The sequence below is a fragment of the Novosphingobium naphthalenivorans NBRC 102051 genome, assembly GCF_001590985.1.
GTDB lineage: Bacteria > Pseudomonadota > Alphaproteobacteria > Sphingomonadales > Sphingomonadaceae > Novosphingobium > Novosphingobium naphthalenivorans.
The window spans coordinates 43,805-66,493 of sequence record NZ_BCTX01000020.1; the positions used below are offsets into that span (position 1 = coordinate 43,805).

The following is a 22,689-nucleotide window of genomic DNA, read 5'->3' on the forward strand; positions in this document are numbered from 1 at the left end:
CGGGGGAAGCGCAGTCGGATTTCCAGAAAGAAACCGCCGGACGGGTGTGAGGCCCCGCCCGGCGGGCTCTTTCACTTCATTTCGAAGCGGAAACCGACGCGGAACGACCGCCCGAGCAGGTCGCTATAGGTGGTGTTCGCAGCCATGCCGCTTTCCGGCAGCAACAGCGGCGAAGCGTTGAACAGGTTCGTCACGTTGATGAAGAACTGCGAATCCCCGAACATGGTATCGCCGATCTTGAACGTGGCGTTCGCATCCACGTAGAACGTGCCCGAAACGTGATTGTTGTCGATCGTCGAGACCTCGGTGGTCGAGGCCGGGCAGTTCGACGTGCACTCGTAGTAGCTCGAACTGTACCGGCCCGAACTGATGCCGCGCGCGGTGCCGGTCAGGCTGAAGCTCGGCGTGTCATACGTGGCCGAGAAACGGAAGATCCAGTTCGGCGGGCCGCTGCCACCGTTCGTACCGGCAGTGTCGATCGGGGTCGAGATGCCATCGTCGACAATACGGTCGATGTAGTGGGTCGCCAGCGCGCGCAGCGTGACCGAGCCATCGCCGACCGGACGGCGATAGGCGAGGTCGAAGTCGATGCCGCGCGTGGTGATGCGGCTGAAGTTGAACGGGCTCGCGCTGAACAGATAGTCCCGCTGCCCGCTCGGATCCGCCGTGAAGGCCGAGCAGAACGCGGTGTGCCCTTCGATACAGCGGTTGTAGATGTCCTGCGAATAGTACTGGCTGATGGCATCCTTCAGCTTGATCTGGAACCAGTCGGCCGAGAACGACAGGCCCGGCAGGAACGTCGGCGTGAACACGCCGCCGATGACGGTCGAGTCCGCCTTTTCCGGCTTCAGATTGGGATTGCCGGTGGTCGTTTCGAGGAACGTATAGACCGCACCGGTAATCGGATCCGTCAGCGAATTGGTGCGCGACGTGCCCGCCGCATACAACTCGGCCAGGTTAGGCGCACGGATATCGCGCGACTGAGTGACACGCAGGCGGAAATCGGGGATCGGTTGCCAGGTGGCACCGGTCTTCCACGTCGTCACATAGCCCGAAGTCGAGTAATCGGTCGCACGAACGGCGCCGTTGAACTCCAGCCCCAGACCCAGCGGCACAACGGTCTCAAGGTAGGCTTCCTTGACGTTGTAGCTGCCGAAGGTGGGCAGGTAGTTACCCACCGACCAGCCCGTCTGGTACTCTTCGGGTACGTAGCCTGAGATTTCTTCCTTGCGGTATTCACCGCCGACAGCAACGCTGACATCGCCTGCCCAGGTCGCGAACGGCGTCACCGAAAGGTTGATACCGGCAACAGTCTGCTTCAGCTTCTGCTTGCGGTAAGGATCGCCCAGCACATAGTCGGCCATTTCCTGCGTCATCACGCCGGTGCCAAGCCAGTTGATCGGAACGCAGCCGTTCCCGGCATCGGTCAGCGTCGAGCGGCAGACGATATTGCCCGAACCGTCGAACACCGCATCGGTCGCAAGGCTGATCGCCTCGTTGTTCATGATGTTGCGGAGCTGTTCGCGCGTGTTGGTTTCACCGTACTGGCCATAGGCGCTCCAGATGGCCGGCTTGCCGAACATCGTGAACTCACCCTCGGCACCGAGCGCGTAGCGCTGGACATCGCGCTGGTTGTTGGTCTCGCGGTAAGGCAGATCGGACGACGTCGTCCCCAGCTTGACCGACGTAACGCCGGCCAGCGCGTCCGCACCGAGCGCGTTGATCAGGTAAGCGTTGTCAGAGGTGAGCGTGCGCGAGCTGGCGTACTGCGGCCCGGCGTTGAACAGCGATCGCGTCCAAGTGTACGACGCTTCGGCCCAGACGGTTGCCCAGTCAGTAGCGTCGTAGCTGACACGGCCGTAAAGGCCGCGGCGGTCATCCTGGGCATCAAGGCCGATATTGCGGCCATTGTCCGCCAGCGCCCAGTCGCCACCGACCGACACGGACGAGGTCGAAAGCGAGCCATAGTCGTACTGGTTGACCGAGCCGCCTTCGCCGAAATAAATGCCGCGAAGACTGTTCGCCACAGTGCCGGTGGAAGAATTGATGATACCGCCCGGCAGGACGTTGTTGGTGCCGCCCGGCGAGACCCGGATATAACGCGGCAGGCCGTTATCTGCGGTATAGTCCGGGTTGGGGATGATGCGGTCGCCGTGGGCGTTCCATTTGCGCGTCGTCTTGAAGATGCCGTCCTTGTGGGCATACTCGCCGCTCAGCAGGACATGGCCGCGTCCATCGGCGAAGGAAAAGCCGCCGGCGCCCTTGAACGAATAATTGAAGCCGTCCCCGTACTGGGTAATGCCGGTATCGGCGCTGAGCTTGAGACCTTCGTACTTCTTGTCGAGCACGAAGTTCACCACGCCTGCCACAGCGTCCGAGCCATAGGCTGCCGAGGCACCGCCGGTCACCACTTCGACGCTCTTGACTAGCTGCTGCGGGAAAGTGTTGATGTCGACGAGGCCGGTCACGCTCGAACCGACCGAACGGCGGCCGTCAAGCAGCACCAGCGTGCGGATTTCGCCCATGTTGCGCAAGTTGAGCGCATTGATGCCGGCAAGGCCCGAGCTCAGCGCCAGGCGCGAGTTCGAGGGCATCGTGCTGCCTGCAAGAGCCGGCAGCTGGTTGACGAAGTCCGCAAGGTTGTTGGTCGGCGACTGATTCAGGATATCCTGCTGCGACATGACCGTCAGCGGCGTGGGCGATTCAAAGCCCTGGCGCGCGACGCGCGAACCGGTGACGATGACAATGTTGTCCTCGTCCACCTTATCCACCGCAGAGGCCTGCGTATCCTGCGCCCAAGCCGGCGCACCATAGACACTGGCGGCAGCTCCCAGCGCGACCCCCATGGTCAGGCGAGAAACAAACATCTTGTTAATTCGAGTACGGTCGAACATCGACACCCCCCTTGGAAGCCGGCCATTTCGACGGCGCGTGAGCCTGATTGCCGAGCTCACGCGATCGCCGTTCCGTGCCGGTCAGTCGCATTCTAAACTTCGTGCGCAACACCCCTTGTAGGTGACGCGCCCAACCTCATTCGTCCCTCTCCGGACGGCCTGATGCGAAAGTCCCTCATGGCCCGTTCGCCCCGGCCTGGTCTGATGGAAAAACGGCATCGCCCAACGGACTATGTCATTTCCGGGACAGGACGTTACAGGCAGGCGGATTGCGGTCAATAGATGGACCTTTCTCCGGGTTGTCAAAGGTATAGCCATGGGGAATAGTGGCAAATTCGACGCACTTTCCCTGCTCCGGGAAAGGGGTTCCGGCCGATAGCTCGGGGCTATGGGCTCGCTGCGGCAAACTATGCGTGCCAGACAGCGTGATGGGGATAGCATGGCCTATTCCTGGGGCAATCCGGAGAGCCTGAATGATAGAGCGTCGCGCAGTCCTGCTGGCATCGGCTGCCCTTCTTGCCATCTCCGCCACTGGCTTTGCCCATGCGGCCGTGACGCACCGCGCCGCCAAACGCACCTTGCGCGTCCCCGGCGCACGTGCCCCCATCGCCATTCGCGAAGACCGTTTCGGCATCCCTCACGTGCGCGCGCAATCGAAGCACGATGCCTTCTTTGCCCAGGGCTATCTCGTCGCGCGCGACCGGCTGTTCCAGCTCGACTTCGACAATCGCCGCGAACTCGGCCGGCTGGCCGAAGCCTTCGGGGCGAAGTTTGCCGCAGCCGACCGCGCCGTGCGCCATTTCCACTATCGCGGTGACATCGCGGCCGAACTGGCTGCGATCCCCGCTGAGGTGCTCGACTGTGCACGCGGCTACATCGCCGGGATCAATGCCCGCATTGCCGAGACCGAAGCCGATCCGTCACTGCTGCCGCCCGAATATGCCATCATCGGCATCCGGCCCTTGCACTGGAACCTGGAAGACATGATCCGCACGCGCGGCGGATCGACCGGAAATGCCGACGACGAAGTGCGCCGGGCCATGCTGCAGGCGCGCGGCCAGCTGGACCTTGATCACTATATGGACCCGCTGCGCCCCGCGTGGTCGTTCACTGTCCCCGAAGGCCTCGATTGCAGTGCCGTGAGCCTCGCCGATCTCGGCATCCTGCCCGAACTGGGCAAACCGTTGCCTTTCGATCAGGCGGAACTGGCCGGCTGGGACCCGGACCTCTACCGCAGCGATCAGGCCGCGCAGGGCAGCAATGCCTGGACAGTGGCCGGATCGCACACCACCACCGGGCGCCCGATCCTCGCCAACGATCCGCACCTGTCGATCGGCGGGGCCAGCCCGCGCCATATCGTCCATCTCACCGCACCGGGGCTCGACGTGATCGGCGCCGGCTATCCCGGCCTGCCCGGCATCATGCAGGGGCATACCGATCGCTTCGCCTTCGGCCGCACCAACTTCCACATCGACCAGACTGACCTGTTCGTCCTGCGCACGAAGGAGGACGACCCGGAACAGTACTGGCACAAGGGCGAATGGAAGCGCTTCGAGACGTACGAAGAGACGATCCCGGTCAAGGGCGGCAGCCCGGAAACGGTCATGCTGCGCTATGCCCAAGGCCGCCCGGTCATTGCCCGCGATCCCGAACGCAACCGCGCGACGGCCTTCGCTACCGTGACCATGCTGCCCGGCGCCAACATGCAGTTCGCGATCATCGCGATCAATCTCGCGCACGACTGGGATTCGCTATGCGAGGCCTTCAAGCTGCATGTCTCGCCCACCAACCTGCACTATGCCGATATCGACGGGAACACCGGCTGGCACGCGATCGGCTTCACACCGAAGCGGCCGCGCCACGACGGCCTGTTCCCCGCGCCGGGAGACGGCGATTTCGACTGGGGCGGCATCCTTACCGTCGACGAGATGCCCAGCATCTACAATCCCGAAAACGGCTGGATCGCTTCGGCCAACGCGATGAACCTGCCCGCCGGCTATCCCTACCGCGAACGGATCATCAGCTTCTCGTGGAGCGATCCCTTCCGGTATGACCGGATTCGCGAAGTGCTGGGCAAGCCCGGCCGCCACGGTATCGAGGAAAGCGTGGCGCTGCAGCACGACGTGCAGTCTCTGCCCGCCCGCGCGCTGCTCAAGCTGCTGCCCAAGACGCCCTCGCCCGAAGCCACGCCCGCCGCCGCGCTGCTGCGCCGCTGGGACTGCGGCATCGCCGCGGACAGCGCGGCCGCCCTGCTTTACGAGATGACCGTGCCCGAATTGTCGGACCGGTTCCGCAAGGCGGTAATCCCCGCCGAAGCGCGCGATCTCATCACGTCGATCGACCTTGACGAAATGCTGACCGCTCTCGCCCAGCCCGACCCGCGCCTCGGTGCCGATCCCACCCTTGCCCGCGATGCCCTGCTGAATGAAGCGCTGGCGGCGGGATGGGCGAAGGCCGCCGAACTCGCCGGCCCCGATCCGGCACAATGGCGCTGGGGCGATCTCCACCGCGTCACCATCAAGCATCCGCTTTCCGACATTCCCGCAATCGATGCCGCCTATCCCGAAATTTCAGGGGGCCGTTCGGGCGGGGACGGGACGACAGTGATGGCCCGCGGTTTCAATGCCAAGCACGGCTACGAGGTGCGCCACGGCGCCAGCTACCTGATGGTCGCCGACGTCGGCAACTGGGACAATACGCGCTTCCTGCTGCTGCCCGGCCAATCCGCCGACCCGGCCTCACCGCACTACCGGGATTTCTATCCGCTGTGGCTGGCTGGCGACATGCAGAAACTGCCGTTCTCCCCGGCCGCCGTCCGCGCGCAGACGGTCAGCCGGATGGAGCTCGTGCCGGAAGAAGCCTGAGCCCCGATCAATAAGCGGCAGCGATGGCCAGCAGCGCCTTGTCCATCGCTGCCGTCGCTTCGCTGTCCCGCTCATCAGGCACATCGTTGGCGATGGTAGAGAAGATCAGCGTCTGCCCCTTGGCTGTGACCAGATAGCCCGAGAGCGCCCGTGAGGCATTGAGTGAGCCAGTCTTGGCGAAGAGCTTGCCGTCAAGCGGTGTATCGTGAAAACGGCTGCGCAGAGTGCCATCGACGCCGCCCACCGGCAGCGTCTCGCGCCAGGCCATGCCCCATGGCTGACGCGCCGCCCAGCCGAGCAGTGTCACGGCCGCGCGCGGCGAGATCCGGTTGTAGGACGACATCCCCGAACCGTCCGCAAAGAAATAGCCTTCCTCCGGCAGGCCCGCTTCGCCCATGACCTTGTGCAGCACCGCCTGCCCATCCGCGATCGAGCCGCTGCCGCTCTCCCGGCCGACCCGGCGCAACATCAGTTCGGCGTGAAGGTTCTGGCTGACCTTGTTGATGATGCGGATGTCTTCGGCCAGCGGCAGGGCCGGAAGCTGCGCCAGCATCTCCGGTTCGGGCGCATGAGCCGCTGGCGTGCCGCCGCGCTGGGCGGGATCGTCGGCGGGCGTCAGCGGACGGTGGCGCACCTGCACCTCGCCCGTCACCCGCACGCCGCGCGCCTCAAGCATCTGCTTCAGGCGCCAGGCCGCCCAGCGTGCCGGGTCGTCGATCCCGAGACGCAAGGTCTCTGGCTTGGCTTCGGCACCGATCGTCCCGCTCAGCACCAGCCGGTCGCTGCCCGGCATCCGCATCACGCCGATCGCGCTCTCCGTCCCCGAAACGGTGCGCACGGCATTCTCGATCGTGTAGAAGCCGGGGGCCCCGATAATGGCCAGTTCCCCGGACGCACCTGCCGCAACAGTGACCGTCAGTTCATTGTCGTCCATCGTCAGGGCGGAAATGCCGGTGCCGTAGCGCGCCTGGATATTGTTCCAGCTCATGCCCGGGCTCCAGCGTTCATCGGGAAACCAGGTGTCGTCACCAATCACATTGCGCACCTTGCGCGTGCGGGCGGCGACCGCGTCGGCAAGCGTCGTCAGGCAATCCTGCGTGCAATCGTCCGCGCCGGAAAGCCGCGCGTCGCCGTGCCCCATCAGCACGACATCCTGTGCACCGCGCCCGGCCTTTTCCAGCCGCACGCCGGTGCCCTGCGCCGAGGCATCCAGAACCGGAAGTTCAGAGAAGGCCGTGACAGTGGTGAACATCTTGGTGTTCGAAGCCGGGATGAAGCGCTGGTCCGGCGCAATCGCCAGCAGGTCCTTCCCCTCCATCGTGGTGACGAGAATGCCGTAGCGGGTTCCGGCAGGCCCATCCGCAAGCGCGCGCTGGACGGCGTCCAGCACAGCGGCGTTCTGGGCCGTTGCCGGCAGCGAAAGGGGGCGCTGCGCAGCGGCCGCCACCGGCGGCACGGGTGGTCCGTCCGCGAGAGCGGGCATCGCCAGCGCCAGAGCAGGCAAAAGCAGAAACGATCGCATGACAGTCGGCCCTTTAGTAGAAACGAACGTCGCCCAGCTCCAGCCAGGCGGTGCCACCGGGCTTGCCCGACAGCTGGAAACGCAGCGCGCGCAAGGCAGCAAGATCAAGCTTTGCACCTTCCTCCTTGCTGGTGAAGGCCGCAAACGGCAGGCGCACTTCGGCCTGCTGCTCACCGGCGTGGAAGCCCGCACCGAACCAGTCGCCTTCGGAAAGGCCGTAGCTTTCCAGATTCAGGCGATAGTCTCCCGCACCCTTCACGGTGAAGGCAATGCCCGTGAAGCCGCGCGCATCAACCAGATCGATCGCACCGCGCGTCAGCGGAAGCACCAGTTCCGCGAAAGGCTTCGGTGCCGCACCGAACTGCGCGGCCATGAACACCGGCCGCTCACCCTCCGGCCCGGTTTCCGGGTGGACGAACGTGATGTGGCTGTGATCCGCCCCGGAATCGGTGGCATCCACCGGCAGCGTATCCAGATCGGTGCGGCCATCGGCGCGCTTGCCGGTCCAGATCGGCCCGGCCATCCTGCGGACCGGCAGAGGCGTCTGCGTGGAACTCTCCAACCGCGCGTGCAGCTTTTTCAGCGGGACCTCGCGCCCCGAAACCCAGACGCGGGAGACATTCCAGATATCCTCGATCGTCTCGTCGGGCCGGCCATCGACCAGCACCAGATCGGCGCGCATCCCCGGCGCGATCGTGCCGTGATCCTTGCCCTGCCCCATGATCTGCGCGCTCGTGCGCGTGGCCGCGACCAGCACTTGCGCCGGAGTGAAGCCCAGCTTCGTATAGAGCACCATCTCGCGGATCGCCGCCGGGCCGTGATAGACCCCGCCAATGCCCGAATCCGTGCCGATCCCGATCGGAATGCCCGCGGCGTGGATGGCTTTCAGATTGGCCTGCATGATCGCCCAGCGGCGTGCATCGTAGTCCTCGACAGGCTCCGGTCCCTTGGCCCGTTCCGCCTCTTCCCGCGCCTTTTCGCCGGGTGTGAAGCTGGCCCATTCGGCCGGGGTGAAGGCGCGGGTCTGCTGCGGTTCATAGACGACCATGGTCGAGACATAGGCTGTGCCTTTCGCCTTCATCCGCGCGATCAGATCGGCATCGACCGATGCATCGCCGACCCCATGAACCACGGAATCGACACCCGCACTGGCCGCAATCTTCGCGCCCGCCAAAGTCACGGTGTGCGTCACCACCGGGATGCCCGCCTTGTGCGCATCCTCGACAATGGCTGCGAGCGTCTCCTCGTTCATATTATTGAGATCGCCGCCCCGGCCATAGCGCCAGCCATCGGTGAACGCCTTGATCTCGTCCGGCTTGTAAGGGAGCGCCTTTGCCATCACGAGGTGGGCCGCACGCGGCGTGGCCGCTTTCATCGTGAAGAAATCACCCCAGCCATATTCCGTGCCGTGCCCGCCCGGAACGCCGGTGCGGATCGCGAGATTGAGGTGCGGCGCCCAGATCCCGCCGGGCTGGCGAGTCATCTCGCGGATGGGCTGCAACATTTCGGCCGAGACCGAGTAGTCGTTGACGGTCGTAATGCCCTGCACCAGATAACCGGCGTAGGCCTTGCCCAGATCCTCGGGCGCATCGTAACCAGGCGAGCGCAGATGCGCGTGCAGGTCATGCAGACCCGGCAGCAGCGTTTCGCCATGAGCGTTGACGACCCGGCTGCCGCGCGGCGCCTTGAGCCCCGGCCCGACCGCCACGATCCGTTCGCCCCGCACCAGCACGTCAGCCTTCTCGGCCGGAGCGCCAGTGCCGTCGAACACGCGGGCGTTCCGGATCAGCAGCGTGGCCGGCGCATCAGGCTCCGCCACGGCCATGCCGCCCATGACGGCTCCCAGTCCGACAACGGCAGCGCCCAGAACGGCAAGGAGGCGCTTCATGGGCGTTTCTCCAGATAGCGGTCGAAGAAGGCGCCGGTAGCCCGGTAACTGGTCAGCCAGTCGGCATAGCGGAAGAAATCGTGCCGTTCGTTCGGGAACGCGAGCTCCTCGAACGGTACGCCGCGCGCAGTCAGTTCGCGGGCGAGCAGCAGCGACTGGCTGAAATCGACATTCTTGTCGTCATCGCCATGGACGATCAGCACCGGTGAGTGCCAGCGTTCGATCGCGCCCATCGGAGAAGAATCCCATTGGAGCTGATGCGCCTTTTGCGCTGCCTCGGGCGAGAGCGTCTTTTCCACCGGACGGACCATGGCGTGGACGCCGTGGAAATCGGCCCCGGCCTTGAACAGGTCGCTGTTCCGCGCCAGCGCCAGCGCCGCCAGATAGCCGCCCCAGCTTCCACCCCAGATACCGATGCGGTCAGGATCGACATCGCTCTGCGCGGCCAGCCACTGGCCGCCGGCCAGCACGTCGCGGTATTCCGAGGCGCCATCGCGCGCGGTTTCCGGCGCTTCACGGAAAGCGCGGCCGTAATTGGTGCCGCTGCGGTAGTTCACCGAAAGCACGGTGTAGCCTTGCGCCGCGAAGGCCTGATTCCGGACATAGGCGTTGTTGTAGTAGTACATCGTCGAATAGCCGGGCAGCATCTGCCGGCGCGGCCCGCCGTGAACGAAGACCAGAGCCGGGCGCTTGCCCGCACCCTTGCCCCGGAATAGCTGCCCATGGACTTTCACGCCGTCCGCCGCGGTAAAGACCACCACTTGCGGCTTCACATAGCCCGCGCCCGTGGCGACCGGCTCCAGCGGCTTCATGCCCTCGACCCGCACCATATGCGCAGGGTGGACCGCATCGGTCACAGTGGCCGCCAGCACATCGCCGCCGAACACCGGGAAGAAGGCGAACTGGTCTTGCGGCGTCAGGCGCTGCGGCTTGCCGCCCGCAATCGCCACACGCCATATCTGGCGCGCATCGAGATCGCCGGGATTGGCCGAATAGACCAGCGCATGGCCATCGGGCGAAGGACGGAAATTCTCGACCTCGTTTGCCTCGGGCGTGAGGTCACGCGCTTTCGCGCCGCCTTGAGCTGGAACCGTCCAGATGTGCAGCCAGCCGGTCCGCTCCCACGGGAACAGGAGCTGTCCCGCCGCAGTCCAGAACAGGTTCCGCCCGCGCGTGCCATAGTATTGGCCGCCCTCGCCCTCCGGCGCGGTCCAGACCGTGCGCACCCCGCCGGTTTCGACATCGGCCACGCGGATCGACCAGAACGAGGCCTCGCTCGCGGAGAGTTCAGCCGGGGGATCGCGGAACTGGATAAAGGCCACTTCGCGCCCGTCCGGCGAAAAAACCGGGTCCGCCGAATGGCCCAGCGTCATCCCCAGATAGCGCAGGTTCCCCTGCCGCAGATCGAGAACGCCGATCAGGCTGTGCCCGCTCCGGTATTCGCGGAACACAATGCGAGTGCCGTCAGGAGACCAGCCAAGGTCCACCACCGATCCGGGCACTTTGGCCAGACGGCGCGACGGCTGCCCGGCGGACCACAGACTGATTTCCCCCTGATGCGTATAGACCACGCGCGTCCCATCGGGGCTGAATGCCGCGCCGTGACCTTCGCCGATGGGCTTGGGAGCGCCGCTGCCTTTCACATCGAGCAGATAGAGCATCTGGCCCGGCGCTTCCGGCGCGGCGCCGGTGTTCGGCAAACTGTCATCGGGAAATTCCGCATCGCCGCCACGCACGAACAGCAGGCTGGTTCCATCCGGGCTCAGCGCCAGTTCCGAAATCTCGATCCCGTCGTCCTGCGTGAACCCCGTGCGCTGGCGTCCTTCCAGCCCGTCCCCGCCGATCCAGATGTTCCGCGCACCGGCCCGGTTCACCACCCAGGCGAAGACCGACGCCTTCGCCGCGCCGGTAAGCCCGCTGGCGAACGGCAGGGCAAGATTCGCGGTCAGCCTGTCCGAAGCGGGCGCCTCGGCCGCCGCGAGGGCAGAAGCGGAAGAGAGACCTGGAAAACCCGGTGCAAGGGCGGCGAAAGGCAGCAGCAGTGCTGCGCCAAGGGCAACCGAAGAATGTTTCATAGCACCTGACTAAGGTGCGGCGCGCATCGCGTGCAAGCACCGGATTTCGCGCTCATGCCCTGGGGTTATGCCCTCTCGCAGGCTGCGCATGGAACCGGCCGGATCAGGCCCGCGCGTCAAACGCGCGCACCACCGCTTCGCCCGTCTCGGCGCGCAGTTCGAAGATGCCGCTGTCGAAATGCCGCGTCGGGTGGACGCGGTTGGTCAGCAGGGTCCAGGCAAGGCCGCGCTCGAAGTCGATCCACAGGCCGGTGCCGGTAAACCCCGTGTGGCCGATGGTCACGGCCGAGCACGCCTGCCCGCCCGACCAGCCCGCGAAGGGCAGTTCCCAGCCGCACGTGCGGTGCTCGTATTGCGCGGTGCGGATTTCCTCGATCATCGCCGGAGAAAGAACATCGCCCCGCAGCAGCGCCGCGGCGAAGCCGAGCACACCATCGGCGGTCCCGAACAGCCCCGCGTGGCCCGGCGCTCCGCCGAGCGCCGCGGCGTTCTCGTCATGCACTTCGCCCTTGAGCACCCGGCCGCGCCACATGCAGCGCTCGGTCGCCACCGCCGGTCCCGGCGGCGGACCATAGGAAAGCCCCTCTCCCATCGGCCATTCGCCCTGCGGCCAAGCGCTCAGCGGCGCCCCGGTAATCCGCTCGATCGCGATGCCCAGCAGGATGAAGTTGATGTCCGAATAGACGGGCGGGCCATGGCGCCACTCGCGCTGCAGCACGAAAGCGCGCAGCCGCGCGGGATCGTCGCCATAGGTATAGACCGGCTCGACCGCCGGAAAGAACGTGCGGTGAGCCAGACAGTCGCGGAACGTCAGCTTGCGCTCGGCCGCGCCAAGCGGATCGTACTGGCGTAAGTCTGGAATGGCGTCGATAAGCGGCCGGTCGAGATCGAGCCGGCCCTGTTCGGCGAGCTTGAGGATCATGGTCGTCGTCGCGATCACTTTGGAGACCGAGGCGAGATCGAACCAGTGGTCGCGCGTCAGCTCTTCGGGTTCGGGCTCGCGGGCGGCAAGCCCCGCAAGGCGCACGGCCCTGCCCTCAGCCGTGACCACGCCCAGCGCCGCGCCCGGAATGCGGCCGCTGGCAACATAGCGCGCGGCGGGCGCGAAGGCCTCTTCGCAGATACTCTCGATCATGGGGTTTCCCCTTCCGGAAGATCCGCCGTGCGTGCCCGGGCCCGTGCAATCACCGGCAGGAAGATGACGGCTGCAAGGCTCAGGCTGCCCGACAGCATGAAGAAGCCGTCATACCCGATCTGCGTCTGGATCGCGCCGGCCGCACCGCCCAGCAGGCGCGGCAGCAGGAACGCGAAGCCCGAAAGGAACGCATACTGCGTGCCGGGGTAACGCGGGCTGACAAGCATCGAGAGATAGACCACGAAGATTGCCCCGGCGAGGCCGTGGCCGAACTGGTCGACCCCAGCCGAGATATAGAGCACGGCGGAAGACGGCTCATGCCACCACAGCCATACGAATATCCAGTTGCTGATCGCCGAAGCGAGCGCGCCGAGCGCGAGAGCCGGCACTAGCTTCAACCGGGCCGCCATCAGTCCGCCGACCGCGACCCCGGCCATGCTGCACACCAGCGCCACCGCGCCGTCCGCCATGCTGATCTGTTCGAGCGAATAGCCGGCCGCATTCCACAGCGGATGCGACAGCGTGAGCGTCAGCACATCGCCCATGCGGTAGAACGAGACGAAGGCCAGAACCGGCAGCACCGTGTAGCCATAGCGCCAGAACAGCTCGACATAGGGCCCGACCAGCCCGTTCATCGTGCGGTCCGCGCCCGGCGGCAGCCGCCGGATACGCGGCAGCGCGAAGGCCAGCGCCACGAAAGGCAGCATGGCAATGCCCAGCACGATCGGCGTCACGTTGGTCTTGGACGAAAAGCCCGCGCTCTCGGCCGCCGCCAGCACGGCCCAGCCCGCTAGAGCCGTGGCAAGCGCGGCCACCAACAGCGTCACGACGCTCACGGCCAGCCCACCCGCCAGCGCGGCGCCGCGTCCGGTCCGGGCATCGGGTTCGGGACGCATCGCCGCCAGGATCGGGAACGGCAGGAAGGCCGCGACAGCGATGATCAGGTAGGCCCAGGTCCAGTCCAGCAGAGCCGCCGCCAGCACCGCGCCGCTGCCCGCCGCAACCATTGCGCTGCGATAGCCCCACAAGTTCGCGGCGACGACCGGCCCCTGCTCCGCCTGCGTCGGCGCGAGCTCGATGCGCCAGCCATCGGCGGCGACTTCCAGTGTCGTGGTCCAGAATGCCAGCAGGATCGCGAATAGCGCGGTCAGCGGCAGATTGCTGTCGTCCGAAGTGAGCGCCATCGCCACCATGGCCGTGAAGATGCCGAGCTGCGAAAGCATGATCCAGCTGCGCCGCCGGCCGAAAAAGCCGGAGAAGCCGGGAATGCTGTAGCGGTCCAGCAGCGGCGCCCAGGCGAACTTGAACGTCGGCAGCAGCGCTACCCAGGCGAAGAAGCCGATGACGACGATGTCCACCCCGTGGCGGGCCAGCCGCAGGGTGAGCACGGCATTGAACATGTAGAACGGCAGACCGGCCGAAAAGCCGAGCAGAAGATACAGCGCCAGAATGCGCCTGGCCGGTTTGGTGGACGGAACCGCCCTGCCCTGTGTTTCATCGAGGGTCGTGCAACCCGGCGCCGTCGCTGCCATCATTCCTCCTTGGACGGTCGCAGAAGGACAGCGCCCGGCCGCGCTTGTCAACGCCGCCGTGCTGCAATGCGCGCCGTGCATAGCCCCATGTTATGGCTACGGCGACAGGCTGCGCAGCCATGCCGGAACAACCGGAATTTCTCGAATTGCCCTAGACGCTTACGCGTTCATACCATCCCGCGGACTGCCATGGGGTCTCTGCATCAACGGCAGCGGATATTGTTCCGGTCAACTTCGCGGCCGATCGCGGCTCCGGCCAGCGCGCCCAGGATCGTTCCAAGTGTTTCCGATTCATCGGGAGCAATAACATTGCCCAGCACACCACCGGCAATTCCGCCCACGATCAGACCAGTCGTCCCATCGGATCGCCGGCAATAGTAGCGGCCGTCGCTTCCGCGATAGATCCGGTCGTTCGGACCAAGCCGGTGCTCCTGATAGCGGGAATCCGACCGGTAGTAGCGGCTGGGGTCATAGCTGCCATATCTGGGATCGGGGCGGTTGTAGTCGTAATTGCGCCAAGTGGACGTGGAAGGCCCGTAGCCTCCATCCGTAGCACATCCGGCCACCATCAGAGCCGCGACCAATGCCATAGAACCGATACGCATGGACCTTCTCCTGCTATCTTCCCTCCCTGCGAGGGTGGACCCGGGCAAGAGCCTTGTCAAAGTAAACTCCTTGTTAAAAAACGCAGATCATCAAGCCACCTTCAATTGCCGGCCGTTATCCGGTAGCGCCCGGCCATGGACAAAGTTGTCATCATCGGCGCAGGCGCCCTGGGGCGTTTTCTGGCTGCACGGTTTGTTGCGGCAGGTATCGATTGCGTGCTGGTAGGCCGGGAACCCGGCGCGTCCCACCTTCGCACCCATGGGGTCCTGCTTGATACCGCAGGTGAGATTTCGCGCGTCCTCGTCCCTATCGCAATCGACTGCCACCAGATTGCCGGAGCGGACATCGTGATCCTGTGCACGAAGGCCGGCGATCTCCCGCAAGCGCTGGACCTGGCCCAGCCGCTTGCCGCCGGACAGGCAGCCTTCGTCACGGTCCAGAACGGGGTCGAAGCCCCTTCGCAAGTGGAAGCCTGCTTCCCCCGCTCTGCCGTCATGGGCTCTCGCATCCACGGCTTTTTCGAACTGGATGACGGCGTCGTGCGCCATGTCGGCGTGGAGCCCTCAGTGGTCTTCGGCCTGACGACACCCTTTGGAAGCGAGCGCCTCCGTCAATTCGACACTCTCCTTTCGCAGGCAGGCATCATGCACCGGCGGTCGGACGGCATAGCGATCGAATTGTGGGAGAAGCTCGTGCTCGCCAGCGCGCTCGGGGGTGTCGGCACGGCGATGGGCCGCAAAGCCGGTGAAATCATGCAGGACGAACAGGGCCGGGCCTTCCTGGAAGACGCCATGCGCGAAATTGCCAAGGTCGCGGCGGCACGCGGCGTCCCGCTCCCGGATGATTGCGTAGAGCGCACCCTTGCATTCGTTGCCGGGTTCCCGCCAACGGCGACAACGTCGATGCAACGCGATCTGGAAGCGCGGCGCCCCTCCGAATACGATTGCCAGGTCGGTGCCGTCATCCGCTTGGCCGCCGATGCCGGCGAGGATGCGCCCGTCCACCGCCGGATCGATGCCATGATCCGGGCCCGGGGCATAAACGTCTCCTCGGCATCGGAAGAGGCTCCGAGCGATCGGCCTGAATAGGCCCTTGGCTTCCCAAAGGCCCTTCGGCTTTCCATACATTTGCCTGAGCCGCCTTTTCCAAGCCGGACCATGATTGCACTCCAAGGCGCCGCGTCAGGAAAAATCTGCATTCACCTGCCATTCACCTCTTGAAATCGGCTCGCGAAAGCAAAAATACCGGATGGTACAGAATGGCGCTTGACGCACCACCGCCTCGCAATATGTACCAGACAGTACAGAACTCAACCATTCGACTCACCGCATTGCAGGAGAGCCGATGATTGAATTCCCCACACCGGTTTGACCGGTGGACTTTTGGCGCCTTCCATCCCCCCGCTGGAGGGCTCCTGACAACACGACTGCAACCAGCCGTCATGACGGGCCTCGCCTCGGCGTGCCCGGACGGCTGACATGAACCAATTTCCGGCGGCCCTTGCGCCGGAAAACGCCTCGGCGCGCGCCTCGTTCCCCCCGCCCTCCCCCCAAGGGCGCGCGCCGGGCTCTTTCAGGGAGCACGAAATATGGCCTTCATCGATTTTGGCGATGCAGCGCACCGGGCCCAGCCCATTCCCTCCGCCGATCTTCCGGCCGATATCCAGACCCTCGGGTTTGCCGGACCGCTCAGCGTGCTGGAACACCGGGTCATCGAACTGGCCCGTCATGACAGCCTCGAAACGTTGCGCGCGCAGCGCAAGCGGGGCTGGTTTGCCCGGCTCATCCTCGGCCCGCAGCCGGCTTCGCCGATGCTCGCCAACGAGCGGCTGGAGGCGCTGCGCAGGCTCGCCGTCCACACCTGGCACAAGGGCTATCAACTGCCTGCATCCGCGCGGAAGGAAGCTCGCATCGCGGGTTTCAGCGAAGATCAGATCGGCGCCGTCGTCGATACCATCGGGCGCGCCCGCGCCCCTTTCCAGAGGCTTGCTGCGTGAACTTTCCAGCGAACATTAACGACATCCCGGTGCAGGACGTGCCGGAAGCGCCCGCCAAACGCCGCTGGCCCCTTGCCCCCCGCACAACCGCGATTGCCGCCCTGGCCCTTGTCCTGACAGCAGGAGCCGGCTGGGCCCTGTTCGATCAGGACAACACCGCCGCCGCGATGCCGCCGCCGCCTTCGGTTCAGGCGGCCTATCCGCTCGTGCGCGACGTGACCGAGTGGGACGACTACATCGGCCGCTTCGCCCCCAGCAAGACCGTGGAAGTGCGCTCGCGCGTCTCGGGTGCGATCACCGGAATCTACTTCCGCGACGGCGATACCGTCCGCAAGGGACAGCCGCTGTTCCAGGTCGACCCCCGCCCCTATCGCGCCGCTCTAGCCGGAGCCCAGGCCGATGTCGCCTCGGCGCAAAGCGCGCTGGCTCTCGCCAAATCCGACTATGGCCGCGTGGCCGGGTTGATCGGTGACGAGGCGGTCGCCGCCAGCGAGATCGACCAGTTGCGCACCCGCGTCCGCTCGGCCGCGGCCGCGCTGGCCGCCGCGCAGGCCCGCCAGCGCGAACGGGCGCTCGATGTCGAATTCACCACGGTGCGCGCACCGATCTCCGGCCGGATTTCCGACCGGCGGGTGGACGCGGGCAATCTCGTTTCGGGCGACAACAACGCCAATGCCACGCTGCTGACGACGATCAACGCAGTCGATCCGATCTACTTCACGTTCGACGCATCCGAAGCCCTGTTCCTCAAGACCCAGCGCGACCGGGCGGAAAGCAAGGCACCCGCCGCCGTGCAGGTGCGCTTGCAGGACGAGGCGGACTATCGCTGGAACGGCAAGCTGGACTTTACCGACAACGGCCTCGATCCCCGCTCCGGCACGATCCGCGTGCGCGCCGTGCTCGACAATCCCGACGGCTTCCTGACGCCGGGCATGTTCGGCAACATGCGCCTTGCCGACAGCGGCACGGTCAAAGCGATGCTGGTGCCCGACGATGCAGTCCAGTCCGATCAGGCGCGCAAGGTCGTGCTGACGGTCGGCAAGGACGGCACGGTCGCGGCCAAGCCGGTGGAGCTTGGCCCGATGATCGGCGGCCTGCGCGTGATCCGTGCGGGGCTGACGGCGCAGGACCGGGTGGTGATCTCCAATTATCAGGCTGCTGTTGCCGGGGCCAAAGTGGCCACGCGGCGCGGCCAGATCACGGCCGATCCAGCCCCCGCTCCGGCTCCCACAGGACCTGCCGAGCCCATGGCCGCCCAGGCGACCCTCGCCAACTGATTTACCCGTAACGGGGGCGCCGTCACCCGGCAACGCTCTCCACACAGGGGCACATACCCATGCGATTTTCCCGGTTCTTCATCGACCGGCCGATTTTCGCGGGCGTCATCGCGGTGGTCATCACCGTGGTGGGCGCGCTCGCGTTCCTCGGTCTTCCCATCACCCAGTATCCCGACATCGTCCCGCCCACCGTGACAGTGACGGCGCAGTACCCCGGCGCCTCCGCCGAAACCGTGGCCGATACTGTCGCCGCGCCGATCGAGCAGGAGATCAACGGCGTCGACGACATGATCTACATGGACTCGCAGTCCACGGGCGACGGCAAAGTGACGATCACCGTCACCTTCAAGATCGGCACGGACCTCGATGCCGCGCAAGTGCTCGTGCAGAACCGGGTGGCCGTGGCCACGCCGCGCCTGCCGGAAGAAGTGCAGCGCTTCGGCATCGTCACGCGCAAGACCTCGCCGGACTTCCTGATGGTGGTGAACCTGCAGTCTCCGGACGGCACGTTCGATCGCGATTACATCTCGAACTATGCGCTTACCCAGGTGAAGGACAAGCTGGCCCGTCTCGACGGCGTGGGCGACGTGCGCCTGTTCGGCGCGCGCGACTATGGCATGAGGATCTGGATCGATCCGGGCAAGGCCGCCGCGATGGACCTGACGGCTGGCGAGATCGTCTCCGCCCTGCGCGCACAGAACGTGCAGGTCTCCGCAGGCGCGCTGGGCCAGCCGCCCTATGACCAAGGCAACGCATACCAGATCAGCGTCGAATTGCAGGGACGCCTCAAGACGCCCGAGCAGTTCGCCGATGTCGTGGTCCGCACCGATCCCGACGGCCGCCAGATCCGCGTGCGCGACGTCGCCCGCGTGGAACTGGGCGCGCAGGACTATGGCACCAACACCTATCTTTCGGGCAAGCCGACCGTGGTCATCGCGGTGCTGCAACGCCCGGGCTCCAATGCGCTCGACGCCGCACAGGCCGTCCGCACGCAAATGGACGAACTGGCAAAGTCGTTCCCGCATGGTCTCGAATATTCGGTGATCTACAATCCCACCGAATTCATCGGCCAGTCGATCGATGCCGTCTATCACACGCTGTTCGAGGCGGTGGTGCTGGTCGTGCTCGTCATCCTCGTGTTCCTGCAGAACTGGCGCGCGGCGATCATTCCGATCATCGCCATTCCGGTCTCGCTGGTCGGTACGGCGGTGATGCTGGCAGCGCTGGGCTATTCGCTCAACAACCTCTCCTTGTTCGGGCTGGTGCTGGCGATCGGCATCGTCGTCGACGACGCCATCGTCGTGGTCGAAAACGTCGAGCGCTATATCGAGCACGGGATGAAACCCATCGAGGCGGCGCGCCGCTCGATGGACGAAGTCTCGGGCGCGCTGGTGGCGATCGTGCTGGTGCTCTGCGCGGTGTTCGTGCCGACGCTGTTCATCTCGGGCATCTCGGGCCAGTTCTACAAGCAGTTCGCCGTCACCATCTCGACCGCGACAGTGATCTCGCTGCTGCTCTCGCTCACGCTCTCGCCTGCGCTGGCGGCGATCCTGCTGCGCGAGCGGCATCCCCTGCCCGCCGGTGCCCCGCGCTGGAAGCGGGGGCTGCAGACCGCCGCCGGCCGCTTCAACCGCGGCTTCGAGCGGATGAGCGAGGCCTATGCCCGCCTGACGCACCGGCTGGTGCTGCGCCCGCTGCGGATGATGGCGACCTATTGCGCCCTCATTCTGGCGACGCTCGGCCTGTTCTGGGCGACACCGGCCGGCTTCGTACCGCAGCAGGATCAGGGCTACTTCCTGGCCGCGATCTTCCTGCCGCCGGGCTCCTCGCTCTCGCGCACGGACGCGGCCATGCAGGACGTCGCCAAGCGCATCCTGCCGATCAAGGGCATTCGCGGCGCCGTGATGTTCGCGGGCTTCCACGGCCCCTCGCGCACCCAGACGCCCGACGCCGCGGCGATCTACTTCCCGTTCAAGAGCTTCGAGGAACGCAAGAAGCTGGGCGCGACTTATGCCAGCATCATGCAGCAGGCCCACGCCGCGATGCAGGGCTTCGACAAAGGGCAGGCGCTGCTGCTGCCCCCACCGACGATCAACGGCATCGTCCCGCCCGGCGGCTACCGCATGATCGTGGAGGACAAGGACGGGCGCGGTTACGCCGAACTGGCCAAGGCCGTGGGGCCGCTGCTGGCGCAGGCCAACCAGTCGCCCGAACTGCGGCAGGTCTATACCCTGTTCAATATGGCGACGCCGCGCGTCTATGCCGATGTCGACCGGCGCAAGGCCGACCTTCTGGGCGTGCCGCCGCAGCGGATTTTCGAAGCGCTGCAAGTCTATCTGGGCTCCGCCTTCATCAACGACTTCAACCTGCTGGGCCGCACGTACCGCGTCACCGCGCAGGCGGATGCGCCCTATCGCGGCACGACGGCGGACATCGCCAACCTCAAGACCCGCTCGGACTCCGGCGCGATGGTGCCGATCGGTTCGGTCGCCACTTTCAAGGACAAAACCGGCCCCTATCGCGTCGTGCGCTATAACCTGCAGCGCGCCATCGAAGTCGATGGCAGCGTGGCGCCGGGCCATTCCACCGGACAGGCGCTCGCGACGATGGAACGCATTGCCGACGAGACCCTGCCCTCCGGCTATGGCCACGAGTGGACCGGCATTGCCTATCAGCAGTCCACAGCGGGCAATACCGCGGGCGTGGTGTTCGGCATGGCCGTGCTCTTCGTCTTCCTCGTGCTGGCCGCCCAGTACGAGAGCCTAACGCTGCCGCTGGCGATCGTGCTGATCGTGCCGATGTGCCTGTTCGCGGCCATGCTGGGCGTGAACCTGCGGGGGATGGACAACAACATCCTCACGCAGATCGGCCTCGTCGTGCTGATCGCGCTAGCCGCCAAGAACGCGATCCTCGTGGTCGAGTTCGCCAAGCAGGCGGAAGAGGAACGCGGGCTCTCCCCGGTGGAAGCCGCCGTCGATGCCGCGCGCACCCGTCTGCGGCCGATCCTGATGACCAGCTTCGCGTTCATCCTGGGCGTGGTGCCGCTGGTAATCGCGGATGGCGCGGGCGCCGAACTGCGGCAGGCGCTGGGCACGGCGGTGTTCTTCGGCATGACCGGCGTGACGGCTTTCGGCCTGCTGTTCACCCCCACCTTCTACGTGGTGTGCCGCCATCTGGCGGCCCGCTTCCCCGGACGGCCGCGCCGCCCCGAGCATGAAAGCCACGCGCTGGAACCGGCGGAATGAAAGGAACTGCAACAATGAAGATGCGCAACCTTGCCGCGGCGCTGCTGGCTTCGGCCAGCCTCGCGGCCTGCGCTGCCGGTCCCGACTATGTCGCCCCGGTGACACCTCCCGCCGCCGAGGCGCCGTTCATCGGCGCCGGGTCTCCGCAAGTCACGGCCACGGCGCCCGACGACACATGGTGGCGCCTCTACGCTGACCCGGTGCTCGACGGCCTTGTGCAGGATGCGCTGGCTGCGAACACCGATGTCCGCGTGGCCGTGGCCCGGATCGCAAAGGCACGAGCGAACTTGCGCGGATCGCGCGCGGACGCCCTGCCGCAGACTTCGATCGACGGCTCCGGCACGTATGGCCGCAAGGCCGAGAGCCAGGTCCTGCCCGGCGCCGACCGGCAGGGCCGCACCGTCGATGGCGAATTCGCCGTCAGCTATGAACTCGACTTGTTCGGCCGCGTGAGCCGGGGGATCGAGGCCTCGCGCGCCGATTACGCCGCCGCGCGGGAAGATGCCGATGCGGTGCGGGTGACGGTAGCCGCCGATACCGTGCGCGCTTATGTCGATGCCACCAGCGCGGCCGAGCAGCTCGCCGTGGCGCAGCATACGGTGGATCTGCTCGACCGCTCGGTGCGGATCACCCAGGCCCGTTTCGAACACGGGCTCAACCAGAAGCTCGACGTCATCCGCGTCACGCAGCTTCGCGAGCAACAGGCAGCGGCCATCCCCGCGCTGCAGGCCACGCGCGATGCCGCCCTGTTCCGCCTTGCCACGCTGACGGGGCGCACGCCGCAGGACATTCCCGCAAGTGTCCGCGAGCGGACCACCACACCCGATGTCGGCCAGCCGATCCCGATCGGTGACGGCCGCACCCTGCTGGCCCGGCGCCCCGACGTGAAGGCCGCCGAACGCCGCCTCGCCGCCGACACCGCGCGGATCGGCGTGGCGACGGCCGATCTCTATCCGAAGATCACGCTGGGCGCTTCGGTGGGCACGACCGCTGCCGGCGCGACGGACGTGTTCGGCGCGGGCCCCTTGCGCTGGCTGGTCGGTCCGCTGATCTCGTGGGCCTTCCCCAATCAGGAAGCGATCCGCGCCCGCATCGGTGGAGCCAGGGCGGACGTGCAAGCCGATCTCGCCACCTTCGACGGCACTGTGCTGCGGGCGCTGGAGGAAACCGAAACGGCCCTGTCCGCCTATCGCAACGCCCTGCTGCGCAAGGCGCGCCTTGCCTCGGCGCGCGATGCGGCGGACCGGGCCGCGAAAGTCAGCCTTGCCCGCCAGAGCCGTGGCCAGATCGACGCGCTCAACGTGCTCGATACGCAGCGAACGCTGGCCCAGTCGGACACCGACTATGCCCAGGCGACACGCGATGTCGCCTTTGCGCAAGTCGATCTGTTCCGCGCGCTGGGCGGCAACTGGCAGGACGGGGAAGATGCCCCGTTCCCGCAGACCGCAGCGCTCACGAAATAAGACAATGACGGCGCAATAGCGGCGGAGATCCGCGAGGCCCTTCACCGGGCACGCCATGCGACACCGGCAATCACGGTTTCGTGCGGATCTCCGTCCCACCGTCCGCCCGCTCGATGACCTTCAAAAAATGTTCCAAGACGGATGGCGGACTTCCCTTCACGCTTCGTTTGGAGAGAGAAAGGGGACATCCCC

General features: G+C 66.0%; 13 protein-coding genes. 6 read left to right on the forward strand and 7 right to left on the reverse strand.

The window, feature by feature from the left end; genetic code table 11:
• Positions 1-71 precede the first annotated feature (71 nt).
• Positions 72-2,894, reverse strand: coding sequence for a TonB-dependent receptor plug domain-containing protein (locus NN5_RS08670; protein WP_245656360.1), 2,823 nt, complete (start codon positions 2,892-2,894; stop codon positions 72-74).
• A gap of 473 nt (positions 2,895-3,367) precedes the next feature.
• Here NN5_RS08670 and NN5_RS08675 point away from each other — a divergent pair, with 473 nt between their 5' ends.
• Positions 3,368-5,758 carry a penicillin acylase family protein gene (locus NN5_RS08675; protein ID WP_067733879.1) on the forward strand — a complete coding sequence of 797 codons (2,391 nt, stop codon included), beginning with the start codon at positions 3,368-3,370 and terminating at the stop codon, positions 5,756-5,758.
• Between the two features lie 7 nt (positions 5,759-5,765).
• On the opposite strand, the gene dacB is transcribed toward NN5_RS08675, so the two are convergent.
• The 6 genes from dacB to NN5_RS08705 form a co-directional block, all read right to left on the reverse strand.
• Positions 5,766-7,280, reverse strand: coding sequence for a D-alanyl-D-alanine carboxypeptidase/D-alanyl-D-alanine endopeptidase (gene dacB / locus NN5_RS08680; protein ID WP_067733880.1), 1,515 nt, complete (start codon positions 7,278-7,280; stop codon positions 5,766-5,768).
• A gap of 13 nt (positions 7,281-7,293) precedes the next feature.
• On the reverse strand, positions 7,294-9,168 hold the full coding sequence (locus tag NN5_RS08685; RefSeq protein WP_067733881.1) for an amidohydrolase family protein: 1,875 nt from the start codon (positions 9,166-9,168) through the stop codon (positions 7,294-7,296).
• Positions 9,165-11,243: a S9 family peptidase gene (locus tag NN5_RS08690; protein ID WP_084384825.1), complete on the reverse strand. Its 2,079-nt coding sequence runs from the start codon at positions 11,241-11,243 to the stop codon at positions 9,165-9,167. The genes NN5_RS08685 and NN5_RS08690 overlap by 4 nt, the downstream gene beginning before the upstream one ends.
• Before the next feature lie 103 nt (positions 11,244-11,346).
• Positions 11,347-12,378 carry a serine hydrolase domain-containing protein gene (locus tag NN5_RS08695; RefSeq protein ID WP_067733882.1) on the reverse strand — a complete coding sequence of 344 codons (1,032 nt, stop codon included), beginning with the start codon at positions 12,376-12,378 and terminating at the stop codon, positions 11,347-11,349.
• Positions 12,375-13,910 (reverse strand): MFS transporter, encoded by a 1,536-nt coding sequence (locus NN5_RS08700; RefSeq protein ID WP_245656362.1) that lies wholly within the window; start codon positions 13,908-13,910, stop codon positions 12,375-12,377. Before NN5_RS08700 ends, NN5_RS08695 begins: the two co-directional genes overlap by 4 nt.
• A gap of 203 nt (positions 13,911-14,113) precedes the next feature.
• The gene (locus NN5_RS08705; RefSeq protein WP_084384826.1) at positions 14,114-14,515 is read right to left on the reverse strand and encodes a glycine zipper 2TM domain-containing protein; all 402 of its coding nucleotides are present in this window, start codon (positions 14,513-14,515) and stop codon (positions 14,114-14,116) included.
• A 135-nt stretch (positions 14,516-14,650) separates the two neighbouring features.
• Between NN5_RS08705 and NN5_RS08710 the strand changes: the two genes are divergently transcribed.
• The 5 genes from NN5_RS08710 to NN5_RS08730 all read left to right on the forward strand — a co-directional run bounded on the left by NN5_RS08710 (position 14,651) and on the right by NN5_RS08730 (position 22,497).
• The gene (locus NN5_RS08710) at positions 14,651-15,604 is read left to right on the forward strand and encodes a ketopantoate reductase family protein (protein WP_067733884.1); all 954 of its coding nucleotides are present in this window, start codon (positions 14,651-14,653) and stop codon (positions 15,602-15,604) included.
• A 500-nt stretch (positions 15,605-16,104) separates the two neighbouring features.
• Positions 16,105-16,512 carry a hypothetical protein gene (locus NN5_RS08715; protein ID WP_067733885.1) on the forward strand — a complete coding sequence of 136 codons (408 nt, stop codon included), beginning with the start codon at positions 16,105-16,107 and terminating at the stop codon, positions 16,510-16,512.
• Entirely contained in the window at positions 16,509-17,789 is a 1,281-nt protein-coding gene (locus NN5_RS08720) for an efflux RND transporter periplasmic adaptor subunit (RefSeq protein WP_067733886.1), read from the forward strand. The genes NN5_RS08715 and NN5_RS08720 overlap by 4 nt, the downstream gene beginning before the upstream one ends.
• Positions 17,790-17,848: 59 nt before the next feature.
• Entirely contained in the window at positions 17,849-21,034 is a 3,186-nt protein-coding gene (locus tag NN5_RS08725; protein WP_067733887.1) for an efflux RND transporter permease subunit, read from the forward strand.
• Positions 21,035-21,048: 14 nt separating this feature from the next.
• A complete protein-coding gene (locus NN5_RS08730; protein WP_067733888.1) occupies positions 21,049-22,497 on the forward strand; it encodes an efflux transporter outer membrane subunit in 1,449 nt (482 codons plus the stop codon).
• Positions 22,498-22,689: the final 192 nt, after the last annotated feature.

Excerpts from the sequence above, each read along its gene's own strand:
- NN5_RS08670 (WP_245656360.1), bottom strand. The coding sequence starts at position 2,894 with ATGTTCGACCGTACTCGAATTAACAAGATGTTTGTTTCTCGCCTGACC.
- NN5_RS08675 (WP_067733879.1), top strand. The coding sequence starts at position 3,368 with ATGATAGAGCGTCGCGCAGTCCTGCTGGCATCGGCTGCCCTTCTTGCC.
- dacB (WP_067733880.1), bottom strand. The coding sequence starts at position 7,280 with ATGCGATCGTTTCTGCTTTTGCCTGCTCTGGCGCTGGCGATGCCCGCT.
- NN5_RS08685 (WP_067733881.1), bottom strand. The coding sequence starts at position 9,168 with ATGAAGCGCCTCCTTGCCGTTCTGGGCGCTGCCGTTGTCGGACTGGGA.
- NN5_RS08690 (WP_084384825.1), bottom strand. The coding sequence starts at position 11,243 with ATGAAACATTCTTCGGTTGCCCTTGGCGCAGCACTGCTGCTGCCTTTC.
- NN5_RS08695 (WP_067733882.1), bottom strand. The coding sequence starts at position 12,378 with ATGATCGAGAGTATCTGCGAAGAGGCCTTCGCGCCCGCCGCGCGCTAT.
- NN5_RS08700 (WP_245656362.1), bottom strand. The coding sequence starts at position 13,910 with ATGGCAGCGACGGCGCCGGGTTGCACGACCCTCGATGAAACACAGGGC.
- NN5_RS08705 (WP_084384826.1), bottom strand. The coding sequence starts at position 14,515 with ATGCGTATCGGTTCTATGGCATTGGTCGCGGCTCTGATGGTGGCCGGA.
- NN5_RS08710 (WP_067733884.1), top strand. The coding sequence starts at position 14,651 with ATGGACAAAGTTGTCATCATCGGCGCAGGCGCCCTGGGGCGTTTTCTG.
- NN5_RS08715 (WP_067733885.1), top strand. The coding sequence starts at position 16,105 with ATGGCCTTCATCGATTTTGGCGATGCAGCGCACCGGGCCCAGCCCATT.
- NN5_RS08725 (WP_067733887.1), top strand. The coding sequence starts at position 17,849 with ATGCGATTTTCCCGGTTCTTCATCGACCGGCCGATTTTCGCGGGCGTC.
- NN5_RS08730 (WP_067733888.1), top strand. The coding sequence starts at position 21,049 with ATGAAGATGCGCAACCTTGCCGCGGCGCTGCTGGCTTCGGCCAGCCTC.